Genomic DNA, 17768 nt, shown 5'->3' with positions numbered 1-17768 from the left:
CACTTATCCACAATGATATAATCGGGATCACCCCCGCCTATGCGGGGAAAAGGAACTTTGTTTGAACAGCGGGAGCAAATGCAGAGGATCACCCCCGCCTATGCGGGGAAAAGCAGCCCGCACACTTATCCACAATGATATAATCGGGATCACCCCCGCCTATGCGGGGAAAAGGGTCGAACTACATGCAGGAAAGCGACGTGATCGGGATCACCCCCGCCTATGCGGGGAAAAGCTTTTACTTCTTTTCTAATCTCCGCCATTGTCAGGATCACCCCCGCCTATGCGGGGAAAAGGTCCGCCAGTCGCGGACATGTGGAAGCGGTCAGGGATCACCCCCGCCTATGCGGGGAAAAGTGATCGTGATTTCGTCGCCGTCCACAAATTCATAGGATCACCCCCGCCTATGCGGGGAAAAGTTTCGTAGGCCGTCAGGTCTTTTTTCTGGCCATGGATCACCCCCGCCTATGCGGGGAAAAGCAAGTCAGGTGAAATGACGGTATCGCACAGTGGGGATCACCCCCGCCTATGCGGGGAAAAGGCCGTCTTTTGTAATGACATCAAGTGCTGCATGGGATCACCCCCGCCTATGCGGGGAAAAGAAATCGAAAACGTGTCTGCCCCGCTTTTTGCCGGGATCACCCCCGCCTATGCGGGGAAAAGCACCGGACTTGTCTTTGATACGTGGAATATTGTGGATCACCCCCGCCTATGCGGGGAAAAGCTGCCAGCAAAATGGATATGATTTTCTTTTTCAGGATCACCCCCGCCTATGCGGGGAAAAGGTATACTCCATGGCATCTGTGGAATAGGTATAAGGATCACCCCCGCCTATGCGGGGAAAAGTTTCGATCATTCAGCTTCCTTTTCGTCTGTGCGGGATCACCCCCGCCTATGCGGGGAAAAGTTCCGGATCGTGGTGTCAACCGCTTTCAGATCGGGATCACCCCCGCCTATGCGGGGAAAAGTAACTCCGAAATGATGTGATATTTTCGAAATCAGGATCACCCCCGCCTATGCGGGGAAAAGTTTTCGATCTTCCACCGCAGACATTTCAAGACAGGATCACCCCCGCCTATGCGGGGAAAAGCTGACGTGGTACTAAACCGCATTGATCGAATCGGGATCACCCCCGCCTATGCGGGGAAAAGGGTGATCCGTTCCAGCTTTCACAAGCTGTTTCAGGATCACCCCCGCCTATGCGGGGAAAAGCAACACTTTTTTTATTTTTTGGTGTACACAGGAGGATCACCCCCGCCTATGCGGGGAAAAGTTTTGCAAAGCAAAAAAAATCATGCAACGGGTGGGATCACCCCCGCCTATGCGGGGAAAAGTGTGGTATAATCCATGGTAGAAGCCATTTTGTGGGATCACCCCCGCCTATGCGGGGAAAAGGTCGTGTCTTCTGTCATGCTGTATCCGTCGATAGGATCACCCCCGCCTATGCGGGGAAAAGGCCTTGGCAATCCTTTTAGCCATAGGCAAGTTGGGATCACCCCCGCCTATGCGGGGAAAAGCAGCTCGTTTTTTGCAATTTCTTCCGCCTGCTGGGATCACCCCCGCCTATGCGGGGAAAAGCCTCAAACTGCCGTCTTGTTTCTTCGTCGATCAGGATCACCCCCGCCTATGCGGGGAAAAGCGGTGTCCTCTCTGGTGTCCTCTACGCTTTCGAGGATCACCCCCGCCTATGCGGGGAAAAGAAATGCCCCTTGGTCAGGGCGTACTCCATTTTAGGATCACCCCCGCCTATGCGGGGAAAAGACCTATACCATGTACGCCAACGGCTGTCTGCAAAGGATCACCCCCGCCTATGCGGGGAAAAGGCTGTTTCGGCACCCATTTTCTTCGCTAAAGCGGGATCACCCCCGCCTATGCGGGGAAAAGTGATCTGAATGGCGGCATCGATCAGGAGAGGGAGAGGATCACCCCCGCCTATGCGGGGAAAAGCGGAAAGTAATTGCCGCCAGCCGGCACGGCTGAGGATCACCCCCGCCTATGCGGGGAAAAGGATCAGGATCCCCTCTGGGCTGTCCGTAATGCGGGATCACCCCCGCCTATGCGGGGAAAAGCTTGTGCTCTCCCTCCGTGATCCGGAACTGTGCGGATCACCCCCGCCTATGCGGGGAAAAGTCACCTCTATGGTATAATAACCGTAGAGGTGAGGGATCACCCCCGCCTATGCGGGGAAAAGTTTATGCCCATAATATTCTCCGGTATTCGTCATAGGATCACCCCCGCCTATGCGGGGAAAAGTTGCAGAAGATCATCTCATGGATAAAATACCGCGGATCACCCCCGCCTATGCGGGGAAAAGTGTTAGATGGTTACAAGGACAACCCCTATTACAGGATCACCCCCGCCTATGCGGGGAAAAGAATTGACGCATGCAACGCTTCAAACGTCCAACAGGATCACCCCCGCCTATGCGGGGAAAAGGCCCGTTCCGTCAACCAACGTTATGATTTTTGAGGATCACCCCCGCCTATGCGGGGAAAAGCCGATATATCAACACCGGTCGCCGGAGTATCTAGGATCACCCCCGCCTATGCGGGGAAAAGTTCCTCCTCGTCACTGCTGCTTCATGAGCAGTAGGATCACCCCCGCCTATGCGGGGAAAAGGCTTCGCGGACGGCGTTCTGATGCCGCTGTGCGGGATCACCCCCGCCTATGCGGGGAAAAGCTGTATCACATATCTGGGTCTGTCAGAGGGGCGGGATCACCCCCGCCTATGCGGGGAAAAGCACTCACCCTACCTATACTGCACACGCGAAAGGAGGATCACCCCCGCCTATGCGGGGAAAAGCAAATATATCCATCTGAAAACGATGCATTTCCAGGATCACCCCCGCCTATGCGGGGAAAAGCTAAATGGGACGAATGGAGCTGAATGCGTAATAGGATCACCCCCGCCTATGCGGGGAAAAGTTCACGGATCCCCCGCTTGCACTTGCGGGACAGGGATCACCCCCGCCTATGCGGGGAAAAGTTTTGATACCAACGATGCAGAAGTACAACGGCGGGATCACCCCCGCCTATGCGGGGAAAAGAATACACCTGACCTTTTCCTGTAACCTTTGGCGGGATCACCCCCGCCTATGCGGGGAAAAGGCACAGGGTTGATGTACAGGGGGTGTGGCGATGGGATCACCCCCGCCTATGCGGGGAAAAGGGTATCCGAAAAGGATTTTTCCAAAATTATCCGGGATCACCCCCGCCTATGCGGGGAAAAGGCCAGTTCTACCGGATTCAAAAAATGACATAGAGGATCACCCCCGCCTATGCGGGGAAAAGCCAAATTCGTGGTGGACACTCGTGAAACATCTGGGATCACCCCCGCCTATGCGGGGAAAAGGCCAGTTCTACCGGATTCAAAAAATGACATAGAGGATCACCCCCGCCTATGCGGGGAAAAGTTTCTCGGTTCACCTGAATCGCCATTTTCCCAAGGGATCACCCCCGCCTATGCGGGGAAAAGGCCCCGATTCATACAGATACACCATATTTGTTGGGATCACCCCCGCCTATGCGGGGAAAAGTTCGTTTTGTGCAAGTATACAAATGTGCACCGAGGATCACCCCCGCCTATGCGGGGAAAAGTATGGCTATTATACCATAGAGGTGAGTTTTTAAGGATCACCCCCGCCTATGCGGGGAAAAGAGATTGACAAGCAAGCAACAGGCAAAAACCTACGGATCACCCCCGCCTATGCGGGGAAAAGTTCGAAGCAATCTGGGGATCTATCAAAGCTGTGGGATCACCCCCGCCTATGCGGGGAAAAGTTTTCGAATTGTGACGAAAAAACTACATGCGTAGGATCACCCCCGCCTATGCGGGGAAAAGGTTCGTCTGTGATTTTGGATTGTGTAATTTCTGGGATCACCCCCGCCTATGCGGGGAAAAGTATCACGGAAATTTTTCAGAAAGACGTTAATAAGGATCACCCCCGCCTATGCGGGGAAAAGGCAAGCGGTCTATCACAGGTGCAGAACTGCTAAGGATCACCCCCGCCTATGCGGGGAAAAGAGTATAAAAGCATTATGCAGTCTAAGCTTGTTGGGATCACCCCCGCCTATGCGGGGAAAAGGTCCGGAACTGTTGAAACTGGAATTTGATACCAGGATCACCCCCGCCTATGCGGGGAAAAGGTGATGAAGCGAAAAAGTATGCAAAGCAGCTACGGATCACCCCCGCCTATGCGGGGAAAAGACCGTCGGGACTTGTAAAACGCTTGTAGTTTCGGGATCACCCCCGCCTATGCGGGGAAAAGCGTGTATGTCCGGTCGTTTCCACCGTCCAGGCAGGATCACCCCCGCCTATGCGGGGAAAAGTGCTCCCGAAAAAGAAGCTCCATACGCTGACCAGGATCACCCCCGCCTATGCGGGGAAAAGGTCGAGCAACGAAATATTGTAATCGATACCATAGGATCACCCCCGCCTATGCGGGGAAAAGCAATATTTTTCGTCAAGATGAATTCGGTATAATAGGATCACCCCCGCCTATGCGGGGAAAAGTGTTGGTGCATTTTGTGTGATGCCGGCATGATAGGATCACCCCCGCCTATGCGGGGAAAAGCTTTTTCACCGATTCCAGTAAACACGCTTTTGATGGGATCACCCCCGCCTATGCGGGGAAAAGGATACATGCGATATAGGCATTCAGCAAAATCCGGGATCACCCCCGCCTATGCGGGGAAAAGATTTACAATAGAAGGTAGGTGAGAAAAAATCCGGGATCACCCCCGCCTATGCGGGGAAAAGGGTTGGCAGATGAAACCCGCGAATACCGTACAAGGATCACCCCCGCCTATGCGGGGAAAAGGTGGTGGCAAAGATAGTACAATCGTGCTTGCTGGGATCACCCCCGCCTATGCGGGGAAAAGTTACAGGCGTATTTCAGCAGATCCAATTCATCAGGATCACCCCCGCCTATGCGGGGAAAAGCTCCTTGTGTATACTCCTAAAACACCATATGTAGGATCACCCCCGCCTATGCGGGGAAAAGAGCTTTTTCCGGTCGTATCCGTAAGGCGGCTTAGGATCACCCCCGCCTATGCGGGGAAAAGGGACGTTTCCCGGATGTCATTTCCCATGTATGAGGATCACCCCCGCCTATGCGGGGAAAAGGTATACTCCATGGCATCTGTGGAATAGGTATAAGGATCACCCCCGCCTATGCGGGGAAAAGGCGGGGACAGCGGACGACAAGTTTAAGCTACAGGGATCACCCCCGCCTATGCGGGGAAAAGATATTTACCATGATTTCTTGTGGTGGCAGGATGGGATCACCCCCGCCTATGCGGGGAAAAGCCCGTTTTACCGCATTGACAGTTACTTGCTTGAGGATCACCCCCGCCTATGCGGGGAAAAGCTGTTTACGCAATGCCAGCTGCGAAGCAGCTTAGGATCACCCCCGCCTATGCGGGGAAAAGTCCATGAGATGCTCTTCTGCAAGCTTCTGAACAGGATCACCCCCGCCTATGCGGGGAAAAGTTTTAGCTTCTCGTTGTCGATTACGTGCTTATTAGGATCACCCCCGCCTATGCGGGGAAAAGTATTGGTAGTGCACCAGCCATACGCGCCCTTTGGGATCACCCCCGCCTATGCGGGGAAAAGTCAGAGGCTTCTTCATTCTCAGCCTCATTGTTAGGATCACCCCCGCCTATGCGGGGAAAAGTCTTTATCTTCAAAATGAAATTTTACGTATGTAGGATCACCCCCGCCTATGCGGGGAAAAGCATAGAGCTGTTCCCAAACTTTCAACATAACATAGGATCACCCCCGCCTATGCGGGGAAAAGTCAAAGACTTCTTTGGTGTTCACTCTCCTTCTGGGATCACCCCCGCCTATGCGGGGAAAAGAAACCAGTCAGCTGCAAAATGATAGTGGATTCAGGATCACCCCCGCCTATGCGGGGAAAAGTCAATGAGCAGCTGGAAGACCTGGCCGAAGATAGGATCACCCCCGCCTATGCGGGGAAAAGTCTTCACTCAAAGTGGTTTTTGACCAACCAATAGGATCACCCCCGCCTATGCGGGGAAAAGTGTCACGGACGCGGAAGAAGTGACAGCATCGGAGGATCACCCCCGCCTATGCGGGGAAAAGGTACTTTTTCATCTTCTTTATTCCTCCGTGATAGGATCACCCCCGCCTATGCGGGGAAAAGTTCCAAAAAGTTTGGCTTGTCAAATTACAAATGGGATCACCCCCGCCTATGCGGGGAAAAGGGAATGCCAAAGAAATTGCACATCTGCTTCATGGGATCACCCCCGCCTATGCGGGGAAAAGGTTCGGTTATGCGGGCTCATAGCTTCAATCAAAGGATCACCCCCGCCTATGCGGGGAAAAGCTACACATATTATAGCATGATAGACACCCTATAGGATCACCCCCGCCTATGCGGGGAAAAGTGCCTATTGCCTGTTCTTCTTCGGCGGGTACAGGGATCACCCCCGCCTATGCGGGGAAAAGTCGCGGGCGGTCGTCTGGAAATAATTTCTATTGGGATCACCCCCGCCTATGCGGGGAAAAGTACTTTGCTTTACTTTACTTTACTTCTTTGAAGGGATCACCCCCGCCTATGCGGGGAAAAGCAGCCCACCGGACACCGGTCACGATATGCCTGCCGGATCACCCCCGCCTATGCGGGGAAAAGCCTGACTGGGACGGTCTGGACAAGACCGCACAGGGATCACCCCCGCCTATGCGGGGAAAAGTGTCATTTCCGGCGTTGGCGGTGAAGGAACGACGGATCACCCCCGCCTATGCGGGGAAAAGTAAATCTCCTGATCTGTCCAGTCTATGATCGGAGGATCACCCCCGCCTATGCGGGGAAAAGTATCTTGCAACGCTGCTTCTTGATGTTTGTACAAGGATCACCCCCGCCTATGCGGGGAAAAGTTTTACTTGGGTTCCGCTGCCGTTTTTTGCGGAGGATCACCCCCGCCTATGCGGGGAAAAGGTACAAGTCAAAAATAAATTTTCCGTTCACAAAGGATCACCCCCGCCTATGCGGGGAAAAGTCAGTTTTTTTCGCCACCAACCGCGGCACCAAGGGATCACCCCCGCCTATGCGGGGAAAAGCCACCGGACAGATCAGCATCATCTGCCCAGATAGGATCACCCCCGCCTATGCGGGGAAAAGTTACACGACTTTTCCCCAAAAGATCGGGAAGAAGGATCACCCCCGCCTATGCGGGGAAAAGGCATGAAATAAGCACGATTTTCGCCGCCTGCCGGGATCACCCCCGCCTATGCGGGGAAAAGTCTAAAAAAGCCCCAAAATGCAAGCAGCTGTTAGGATCACCCCCGCCTATGCGGGGAAAAGACTAAAAAGATCCCAAAACAGCGTTACTTTTTCCATCAGCCTGCTTCATTTTCATTTAGTTTGCAATACACCTGATACAAAAGCTGACAGTCTGCCAGTGCACGATGCTCCTGCTTTGCCGGAATTTCCAATACGTTTGCTATTGTTTCGAGTTTATAACTTCTCAACCCCTTTATTTTGCTTTTTGCAGCCTGCATTACATCATAGGTATCCATTTCTGGAAAATCCATGCCATTTCTTTGGCTTTCAGTTTCGAGAAATTTTTTATCAAAATCAATACAATACCCCAACACCATACTGCTTCCTATAAAATCATAAAATGCAGCTAAGGCATCTTGAATAGGGATTCCATTTGCTTTGACAGATGCATTTTCAATTCCCGTCAATGCAGTGATCGTTTCAGGAATTTCATTATGAACCAGTATCAGCTGCTGATATTCGTCCACACACTTTCCATTCCGAACCCGTATTGCTCCAAGTTCCAGAATTTCATCTTTTTCAGCTGCAAGGCCTGTTGTTTCTATGTCGATAATTACAAAAGATTCTTCCACGCTGTCGGCATCTGAACGGGAACCAGATCTTCTGCGTTTCTTTGCTCCCATTCGCTGTTTTGCAGCATTACTAAAGCCTGCTTTTAAACCACTCTCCGCGGCGTTATGACGATGCGGATGCTTCATTAGTTTTATACCGTCCAGATCGACCGGCTCCCATGCCGTGTTATGCACATAGAAATCCATATGCTGCTCATTGTTCGCAGTAAACACCATCGTAGCTTGTCCGTCACGGATATTCTCGCAAACTCTTTGCCAGAGTGCCTCACGAACTCTGGCACTCACACGCCCCACATAAACACCTGTATTGATCTCAAGCAGCCATTTTGAAAGATCTCCACGCAGTTTCGGCGGACAATTTGCTATCGTAAGTACAATCATATTCCATCCTCATATTTACCATAAGAAATGCCGTACTCTACATGTTCTTTCAAATTGTCCCACAAATAAACAACTTCCTGCTGCTCCTGCGGCTGGGATTCCTGCAAAAGATATTTGACATCTTTCACCATTCGCTCCAGCAGCTTGGTTTCCGAAAACACATTCCGAACCCGTCTACGCATGATATTGGGAAGATCAGGCGGCTCCTCTGCTGCCAGTTCAAAGGCAAGCGGAATCGTGACCTCTGCTTTATACAAGTCTGCAATGTCATAGGCAAAGGAAAATTCATGCCCGACATGGATAAATCCCAGACTCGGTGCACAGCCCAGTGCAGTGATTACCGCAGAAGCAAGCCCATAAAGGCAGACGTTTCCGGCAGAAAGAGCCTGATTCACCGGATCGCTTGCAGAAAAGTCTTCTGCATCATACTTTCTCCCGTCCCACGAAACGTCCCATTTTTTTGCTTGCTCCCGATAGATTTTTCGCATTCGTGCACCTTCACGTCCCCGCAGCTGCTGCAATGTCATGCCTGACACATCTGCATCTGCAAACCGCATCTCGTACATTTTACGGACAACATCAAGGTGCTTTCTGGTGTTAGAAACCAATTTTGCCTGTTTTTCCAGCAACGTGCTGTGAGAATTCAGAGCTCTCCCATGTGCATAATATCGCACCCCATGTTCTCCGACCCAGATCACACTGATCCCCGTATCACCGATCAGTTCCATGGCCCGATGAGAAATGTCTGTCCCCGGTCCAAGCAGCAGCACAGTAATTGCTGCCGCCGGAATGTACAGCGTGCCTTCCAGATCACGTGCTGTGATCGCACCGTCTTCCCGATGGATCTTGCAGTGTTCCAGATAGAGAAACGTCATACGGTCGTTGATCGTCGGAAGTGCTTGCAAATCCGGCTTTTCCATACCGTTTTGTTCTGCCATCAGTGCTCCCCTGCCACGGTCAGCATTCCAAGTCCATATGCCTTTCCTCTGCCGATTCCCTGCATAAGGGACAACTGAAAGCATTCGGCATCTGTCACAGTCAGAACCCCTTCATATGTAACTGCCAGTATCCGCACATACTGCCTGCTGTCCCCTTTTCGGAAACGATACCATTTAGATTCTGTTACAAGCCACTGGTCTTCTTCCAGTGCAAAGCCATGTTTCGCCGCCTGTTTTTCCAGCCATTCTTCCTGATACGCAGTAGTAATATGTGCAACCGGTTTTCCTCTTTTGGACTGTGCGATCTTCTTATAAACAACCGGATTGGCTTTCAGCCGGAACTGCCACTTGCTTCCGTTTTTGATCCTGTCAAGCAGAACATCATATTTTTTGGTTTCTGCACATGTCCCTGTGCCAAATTGCCTTACAACTTCCGAAAAGTCCAGCGGAGATTCTGTCAAAATCAGAAGATACTGATTTCCATTGAGGGTATCCAATCTCCAGAGTTTCCGCGTCCTTCCCTCCGGCTCTGCACATTCAATGGCACCGTGAAACAATTTTGGTGCCACCAACGCCTGCATGGTTTTCGTCTTTGTCAGATCTAATTGAATTCTTGTCAGATACATACGACACCTCACAATTCCGAAAACGGGTCATGTTCTTTGCCGGTGATGATCTCTTCGCACTTCATACGCCAGCCGTGCTGTCTGTGCAGCTGAGAAAACGACTGCGGAACGTCCTGCACCGGAATACCACCAAACGGCACTTCATAGGCGATGCGGAATGTGCCGGCTTTCTCGTTGCAAAGAGGCGGTTCTTCTTTCAGAACTGCTTCCAGACTTTTTTCCCGTACACCCCATACGATCGGAAGTGTCGGCGGGCACGATTTTCTGCCGAGATACAACGGATAAACCGGATGCTGCAATGCCTCTGCAATTTTCTGCAAAAAGGCAGTGTCCTCCGATTCCAGTGCTACCAGAAAAACCGCATCAGAAAGATAGTGCCGTTCTGTAACATCTGTTGTTTTAGGAGAATGCACCATATGAAAGTCTTTCAAAAGCCTGCCCTCTTTTTCCGCACGAACGCCGAAACGCAGTGCTGTAAGCGGCTCCAGCTTTTTCGGATCATCATTTCTCTGTATGCCCAGTGCGGCAGCAAGCATTCCGACCACACCGCTTTTCGTCGGCTCCCGTTCTGTGTTCCGAATGATAAATTTCGAGTTACTGCCCCACGCCTGTAACGGGGCAGCCAACCGCAACAATAATACTGCCATTTTTGTTATGCCTCACTGACTTGTTCCCGCAAATTGGATTCCAGTGTGTCCAGAAGCTCCGGCAAAGACAGCTGCTGTGCAATATCCGAAAGTGCATCGCCAATGCAAAAAGCTGCCTTCGGCTCTGCCGCATACTGGCTGTATACTTTCTCTGCATACGCTGCCAGCCGCTTTTCCGATTCTGTGGCATAACCGTCTTCCGATGCACGAACAGGCTTTTCAAATGCACCGCACAGGTTGACAGGCTGGTCCATTCGGATCGTCACATAAACAGCGTCCGGAAATGTGCGGTTTGCGAAGGTATTTTCCTTACCGGTCGGCATAGAACGGATAAATGCTTCTGCAAATTTACGCACGACCACAGCCACATCAGCGGCATCGTCCAGTGTCTTCCGCAGTTCAGACACATTCACATTGGCATAGCGATACAACGTGGACGAGTTGAATTCTACGGTTCCGAGGTGGCCTGCTCCGGCATTGTCGTCCTCTGAAATATCATCTACCGCAGTAAAATAATCGTACTCGTTCTGGACAGCATGCGTGGAGATCGCATGGGCAACCTGAGAGGCGGCATCGTAATTCAATGTCGGGTCGCTCGCAGCCATTCGTCCAAACAGGGCAATGTCTACAGACGGATATTCCTTCAAAGCCTTTTTGAAATCATTTTTGTCTGCTGTGTCCCCGCATGCAAGTCGGGCAATTTCCTTTGCCTGTCGGTTGCTCATAAAAAACAACGCATCTGCTTTTTCGATTTCCTCTTTTTTCGCTTTCAGGCTGATTCCTGCCGCCTTCAATGCATCTGACGCTTTCTTCAGGCACTTCTTTTCATCGAGAGAAGCATCTATAGACTGCATTTCCTGTGCAACCAGCTGCACAACATTTTTCGTGCGGTTTCCCAGATCATCTTCCGCAAACATGCCCCGGAATTCCTTTCTCATGGCATGCTTCCACGCCTGCGACGAAACTCTCGCTCTGACGGAACCGCCGTAGACAGCGGTCTTGGGGCTTCCTGTGTCATCACGATTGACACAGCTGGGCGGAACGGTCTGCAACACATGAAAATCAACATAAATACTCATTGTTTTTCTCCTTTTTCAACATAATAAAAGTCTTGTCCCCACGAAAGCTGTACTTCTTTCCGGCTCTCCAGAAACTGAAAACGGTAAATATCTCCTGCAAGCTGTACATAATCCAGCCGCACGCCTTTTGCTTTGCAGAGCTGGATCAATCCTCTTAAATGGTGTGACAGTTCCTGCATGCTCTTTGCCGTAACAACCGGACCAAATCTTCGCAGAATTCGTCCTCGTTCTTCTTCTGTTTTTTCATTCATCAACCTGGCAGCAGCCGTGCCGAGGGATACTTTCTCACAGTGCACCGGTTCAGCATTCCCCTGCTGATGCAGGGCAAACAAAGTCAACGCAATATAGACAGCCCACTCGCCTTCGCTCGGCATACCGGAATTTCCGTAAAGTTCTGACGGCATTTCATTCAGAAATGCTCCCCACAATTCCGGAAGCTCTCCCGGTGTTTTTCCAATGCCTCTACGCAGATTGGCAAGCATCGCTTTTCCGACACTGGTTTCCTTTTGCCGGATCAAAAACTGAATTTGCCGATAGGTATAATTTCTGACATCGTCGATCTTTGACATGATTTCATCTCCTTTCACTAGATCTTTTTATAGATTTCTGCCACCTGTATGCGGAATTGATGAATTGCTTTCGGGGCAGAATATCGAACACTGTCTCCGCTTTTCTCATTTTTTATCTCATGTCCTACCATAGCAGCATCTCCCGCATGCATTGCCAGTTCTTCCGCACAGCTGTATGCGATTGTCTTTGCAGTTTTCTGCCATGCAGAAAATACCCTTTCCTCTGTTTCATAATCAGCAGAATCTACTTCTTCCGGAGTGATCCCAGCCAGCCAGCGACGGAACGGCATGTCCAGACGGAAGTACAGCTGTGCACTGGCAGATTCTCTGGATTTCAGAAAAGTCTTATCCCAACTCTTGGCATCGCCCTTGGTTCCGCCTGATGCAAGATATAAGTTACCGGCTAATTTGCGAATGGCATCTGCAAGCTGTTCGCATCTGTTGATCTCTACTTTGATTTTTTCCCGCCAGTTTGCACCAACATTTGAAAGTAGATATGCATTTATTGAAAGAGAATCAAAAAAGAAATTTTTCACTAGACTTTTATGAGCCTTACTAAACAGTGTTCCTATAATCTTTGTGTAAAACAAGTAATTATTATCAACCATATTATTATCACATAAATATCTAACCCATTGTACGATGCCAGATAGCTTGCTTTCATCTTTTTCAGATTCTGTAAACATTGAGGGGAATTCTCTCCATAGTTGTTTTGAACTATCATGTTTTAAAGGGTAAAAAACAGTTTCCTTCTTATTATCCAACTTTTCCCATGATGTCATAGGTTCAATAAATGCATTTTTAGATTGAAAATAATCACCTGCCGAAACTCTAAATTTCTTTACATATCCACTATCACTTACTAGCAACATCTTTCTCGAAAGAAATGTATATAATTCTGAATGAGTTTCTGGAATCGGATTTTCCTCATTACCCTCAATGACAATTTTATCACGTTCCCAAAGAGGCATTTCTTTTCTATATTCGCCACTAAAATCAACGAGAATAAAATTCAACATTAAAGTTTCAAAAAGATTTTTTCCTTCTACATAAACAATCCCTAGTTCTGCCAACCAACCCACTCTTTTTGGATCCGGCTTTTTAATTCCCACATCTGAAAATCCGTTTAGTGTCAAAAGCCATCTTGCTGCTTGTCCATAACTCATCTTGTTTTTTTCTTCTCCCGAATAAGAAGAAAAAAATCGTTCTTTATGATCGCTTTGCAATATTTCACCATTTAGTTTTTTCACGTCATATAACCGTGAATCCAGCCCTGCCACCTGTCCAAAAGGTCTTTCCGGATGAAACAGCCAGAACCGTTCATGCCATTTTTCCAGATATTCGCGAATCGGTTCCTCCGGAAGCTGACCAAGTTCCCAAAGATCTGTCCACCTCTCAACCGCTTCTTCTTCGTCTTCCAGTTCTGCCGCATTGCCGTCCGCATCGACTCTGGAAAAAACCGTATGCAGCACTGCAAGCATCAGACGAAGAATGACAATATCCTGCGTTGGCAATTCACCGCTTAGCGAGGTATATTGATGTGCGTGAAGAAGTGCGTCTGTCAATGACACTTCATGCACCTGACAGGAATCATCTCTCACGCGTATCCACGGTTCGTCCAGTAAATTGAATTCGATTTCTTTCATGAACACTCCTCCTTAAAGCTTTTAGGCAATACCGCACAAAGATTGTGCGACAGATGCGTCGTCAAATTTTTCGTCAGATGAAACAAAAAGCGGAGTGAATACTTGATGTATTCACGAGCATTTTTGTGAAATATGAGAGTCTGTTTCGTATCTGACGTATGCAGATTGCGTCGTCAGATTTTTTGAGAGATGAAGGGAAAAACGGAGAAAATCCTTTGTGGATTTTCGAGTATTTTCCCAAAATATCTCGGAAAATATGCACGCAAGATGCGTGCGGGAAGATACGAAACAGGCTCTGAAGGGAAATTTGCAAGCAGATGGCATGCAAAGTCGCCAGACGCTCTTTGTGCGGTATTGCCCCTATTCGGCAGCTTTCCAATACTCCAAACCATTTTCAAAACTGTAGTGCAATTGGAATCCCATCAGTTCCCCGTTCATTTCCTCATCGAGAAACAAAACAAGCTGACCCTTGAGCCAATGAGAATTCTGCCAATTTTCCACATAGGGAAGACACTGCTTTTCCAGTTCGTGAATCGTCCGGTCGATGCTCCACTTCTGGCTGAACACTGTCGGCAGCCGCAGCTTCTGCTCTGCAATTTCTCGACACTCTGCCTCGTCCGGAAACGCCTCTGTTTTCCTGCCGCCATGCTGATTGGGCAAGAAGCAAATGCTGCCGTCTTTCATACGCCGCATCAGCAGCACTTCTATGGAAGAGATCCCGTCCCGAACAGCTGCCTCCACTTCACACTCATTTTTATCTTCTATATCACGGGACAACAGCCGGTGTATATCTTTTCCCGTAGGTTTTCCGATCCGGAAACAGCGTGCACGCCGTTTTTGGATTTCCTGTTGATTATGATATGTCTGATACATCGCATCGTCCTCGGAAAACGTATAGACCGCCTGCACAAGGGGCGATATATCGTCCGGAAGCACAATGCTTTCAGGCAGGTTTTCCGCTGTTCGATGCAGCAGGAAATCGCCGTATATCTTTTTAGACGCGGTATTTTCCCCATGCAGTTCGTCCATGATGACATAGCAGACCGGAGTTTTCACGACTTCCGGTCTGTGTTCCCGAAAGGCATGCCGGTGCAGTCTGCCGATTCTCTGCAAAAGCAAATCCATTGGGCAAATGTCCGTAATCAGCAAATCGAAGTCAATGTCCAGCGACTGCTCCAAGACCTGTGTCCCGACCACAACGGTTCCGCGGCGAACCTCTGCACTGCTGTCTTTCCCCACAGTTTTCAAAAGAGCCTGCTCTTTCAATGTCCTGTCGGGGAATATAAACTGTGCATGATATAAAAGCACTTTTGCATGAGTCTGATTTCGTATTTCTTCCGCAAAAGTCTGTGCACGTTTCACTGTATTCACGATCACGCCAACGCAGCCGCCATGCTCTACAACATTCTGAACCACTGCCAGAACAGCATCTTCTGTACATGGGTGCATCTGAACATGCGTATGTGCTCCCTGATACGTCAATCTTTTTTGCCGGATCTCAGTTCCGTCCGTCCACGTCAGAAGCGGGTACCCCATTTCGTTTTCAAAGGCCTTTTCGGATTCTCTGATTCCGAGGTATGCACGAACCAGCGACATTCTCCGGCTTGCCGGAAGCGTTGCGGACAGCAGGATCACAGGCGTTTTATAGTACCCCAGCCATTGGAGAGCCATTTCCAGATATTCGTTCATGTACGCATCATATGCATGCACTTCATCGATCACGACTACTTTTTCAGACAAGCCCACGTGCAAAAGCATCACATGCTTTCGCTTCAATGCCATCATCAGCATCTGATCCACCGTTGCAACGACAAAGTCGGCAAGACAGGCTTTCTTGTTATCGCAGAACCAGCTGTGCACGATCAGTCCGCTGTCCGTTTCCTGTTCCGGTATCCCTCTCTGGATTTTCTGAAAGCAGGTATTCAAAGCGGAACTGCCATGTTTCAGCTGAATGGAATGGTAGAAATTCTGGGACTGCTTTTCGCCCCACTGCATCATGCGGGGAAAAATGCCGTTCGCAGTTGCCTGTGTCGGCAGCCCGAAAAACATACCGTTTTTCCGGCATTTTGCAGCGAGGATTTCTGTTCCGGCAAGGGCAGCCTCCGTCTTTCCGCACCCCATGGGAGCCTCAAGAATACAGATTCCCGGTGACTCTATGTTCTTTATCACGTTCAGAAACTCTGTCTGCACCAGACGCGGTGCAAACGAAAAGTTTTTGCGAAATGCCGCATCGGAATAGTCCAATCGTGCAGACTTCCACATTTCGGGGAATTGGATCGTTTCCCATGCATCAGCGATTCTTTCCGGATTTTCAGGAATGTCCTCGTCCGTGGGAATCAGCGGGAAATAATCTGTGTTGCTCGCGATCCAGTCTGCCATGATCAGCAGACCGGACAACAGCATCTGTGCCGGTTTCGTCAGTACCGGAAGCTCCTGCACCGAATCGATCCGGGCAATTTGCAACGCCCTTTGTAAAATGTGATTCCAGGTTTCAGTAAGCAGAGATACATTTTCCTCTGCATAGCCATAGTAATTCTCGTAGAATTTGATATTTCTTCGCGGCTGCATCAGATTCTTCTGTATGTGCTCTGACGGCATGCCATGATGTGCTCCTACAACAGCGGCGACACTTTCAGAGCACCCCAGCGTGACCAGAATTTCTTCCCCTGCCTGTGCATGGGGGATCACGTTGATTTTATCCTTTTCATAGCTTTCAGGAAATTGCAGCTGAAAATGCTCCAGACGGCTCCGCATCTCCGGAAGATTTCTGCTGATCTTATATTGGAACACAAGCATTGCCTTTCCAATGTCGTGCACATATGCCAAAAAAACTGCTGTTTTTTCAAACGCCTCCGGAGAGAGGGCACAAGATTCCGGAAAAGACGGCGGAATCATATCCCGAATCATACATTGCATGATCCCAGCCGTATCTTCCAGATGCACCGCCAGCGGGAGCCACTCCGATGCAGTCTTTCCCGTTTTGGCAATCAAAATTCGTGACATATCCATTTGTCTGTCACCTCCCAGCAATCCTGTATTTTACTGTTGTTCTTTATTATACAACATTTCGTTCGACTTGTCAACATTTAAATTTCTCACATTCGACAAGATTCGACAAAATCCAACACGCTTTTCGAAATTTTCCGACGCCATGCATTCCTTTGGAAAACGCTGTGTAAAGCTTTGTGCGGTGTTGCCTTTGTTTTATGCTTTGATTGTACAACTCCAGTTTTTCAAAATGGATAGAACTGAAAAAAGTTTGAAAAAAATTAAAAATATGCATAAAATCAGTCTGACGGCTTTGCAGGCGATCAGCCAAAAAACCGCCCAATGCATTTTCTCTTTCAGATTTTTCATTTGTGCAATCTCACAAAATTTGAAAATCTCCATTTTACCCTTGACAAATGCCATGAGAAGTTGTATACTTACAAGAGGGTTAGAAGATTCTAACCTTTATCATTTCTCAAATGGTTAGCTTTTTCTAATTCCAGAACCGGCTCTGAGAAACAAAGGAACGGTTCTGATATAAGGAGGAGAGCATGCTATGATGCCGCTGATGTTTGCGAATCCCGGTGACGAAGTGATCATCAAAAAAGTAGGCGGAAGTGCTGAAACCAAAAAGCACTTGGAAGACCTCGGCTTTGTTGTCGGCGGAATGCTCACGGTAGTAAATTCCGGAAACGGAAATCTTATCGTGAATGTAAAAGGAACCCGTATTGCCATTACGAAAGAAATGGCGGGAAAAATTATGATATAAAGAGGAGGAACTGGAGTATGGCTACATTAAAAGATGCCAAGATCGGACAGACCGTCCGTGTCAAGAAGCTCACCGGCGAAGGTGCAGTAAAACGCAGAATCATGGATATGGGCATCACCAAGGGTGTCGAGGTCTATATCCGCAAGGTGGCACCTCTGGGTGATCCGATCGAGATCACTGTAAGAGGTTATGAACTCTCTCTGCGGAAAGCAGACGCTGAACTGATCGAAGTAGAATAAGCACCGCACA

General features: G+C 49.3%; 10 protein-coding genes and 1 CRISPR repeat array. Of the genes, 2 read left to right on the top strand and 8 right to left on the bottom strand.

Annotated features, from left to right (window positions below; all coding sequences use genetic code 11):
• Window positions 1–24: 24 nt before the first annotated feature.
• Window positions 25–7325: direct repeats of the CRISPR family, unit length 28 nt; unit sequence GGATCACCCCCGCCTATGCGGGGAAAAG.
• Window positions 7326–7360: 35 nt separating this feature from the next.
• From cas2e to cas3, 8 genes are all read right to left on the bottom strand, one after another.
• Window positions 7361–8257 (bottom strand): type I-E CRISPR-associated endoribonuclease Cas2e, encoded by an 897-nt coding sequence (cas2e, locus tag DXB92_RS05835; RefSeq protein WP_117733066.1) that lies wholly within the window; start codon window positions 8255–8257, stop codon window positions 7361–7363.
• Window positions 8254–9195, bottom strand: coding sequence for a type I-E CRISPR-associated endonuclease Cas1e (gene cas1e / locus DXB92_RS05830; protein ID WP_181976930.1), 942 nt, complete (start codon window positions 9193–9195; stop codon window positions 8254–8256). The genes cas2e and cas1e overlap by 4 nt, the downstream gene beginning before the upstream one ends.
• The gene (gene cas6e, locus DXB92_RS05825) at window positions 9195–9821 is read right to left on the bottom strand and encodes a type I-E CRISPR-associated protein Cas6/Cse3/CasE (RefSeq protein ID WP_117733064.1); all 627 of its coding nucleotides are present in this window, start codon (window positions 9819–9821) and stop codon (window positions 9195–9197) included. Before cas6e ends, cas1e begins: the two co-directional genes overlap by 1 nt.
• A gap of 8 nt (window positions 9822–9829) precedes the next feature.
• Window positions 9830–10468, bottom strand: a complete 639-nt coding sequence (gene cas5e, locus DXB92_RS05820) for a type I-E CRISPR-associated protein Cas5/CasD (RefSeq protein WP_117733062.1) — start codon at window positions 10466–10468, stop codon at window positions 9830–9832.
• A 5-nt stretch (window positions 10469–10473) separates the two neighbouring features.
• Window positions 10474–11547, bottom strand: coding sequence for a type I-E CRISPR-associated protein Cas7/Cse4/CasC (gene cas7e / locus DXB92_RS05815; RefSeq protein ID WP_117733060.1), 1074 nt, complete (start codon window positions 11545–11547; stop codon window positions 10474–10476).
• Window positions 11544–12116, bottom strand: coding sequence for a type I-E CRISPR-associated protein Cse2/CasB (casB, locus tag DXB92_RS05810; RefSeq protein ID WP_040647833.1), 573 nt, complete (start codon window positions 12114–12116; stop codon window positions 11544–11546). The genes cas7e and casB overlap by 4 nt, the downstream gene beginning before the upstream one ends.
• 17 nt (window positions 12117–12133) lie before the next feature.
• Window positions 12134–13762, bottom strand: a complete 1629-nt coding sequence (gene casA, locus DXB92_RS05805) for a type I-E CRISPR-associated protein Cse1/CasA (RefSeq protein WP_117733058.1) — start codon at window positions 13760–13762, stop codon at window positions 12134–12136.
• A 360-nt stretch (window positions 13763–14122) separates the two neighbouring features.
• Window positions 14123–16771: a CRISPR-associated helicase Cas3' gene (gene cas3 / locus DXB92_RS05800; RefSeq protein ID WP_117733056.1), complete on the bottom strand. Its 2649-nt coding sequence runs from the start codon at window positions 16769–16771 to the stop codon at window positions 14123–14125.
• A gap of 535 nt (window positions 16772–17306) precedes the next feature.
• Here cas3 and DXB92_RS05790 point away from each other — a divergent pair.
• Window positions 17307–17519, top strand: a complete 213-nt coding sequence (locus DXB92_RS05790) for a FeoA family protein (RefSeq protein WP_117733052.1) — start codon at window positions 17307–17309, stop codon at window positions 17517–17519.
• Between the two features lie 17 nt (window positions 17520–17536).
• The gene (locus DXB92_RS05785) at window positions 17537–17758 is read left to right on the top strand and encodes a ferrous iron transport protein A (RefSeq protein WP_021682636.1); all 222 of its coding nucleotides are present in this window, start codon (window positions 17537–17539) and stop codon (window positions 17756–17758) included.
• Window positions 17759–17768 lie beyond the last annotated feature (10 nt).

Origin of the sequence: Ruminococcus sp. OM06-36AC (genome assembly GCF_003438725.1) — a bacterium.
GTDB lineage: Bacteria > Bacillota > Clostridia > Oscillospirales > Ruminococcaceae > Ruminococcus_C > Ruminococcus_C callidus.
Note: the sequence above shows the minus strand (reverse complement) of the source record. Positions and strands in the feature narration are given on the sequence as shown.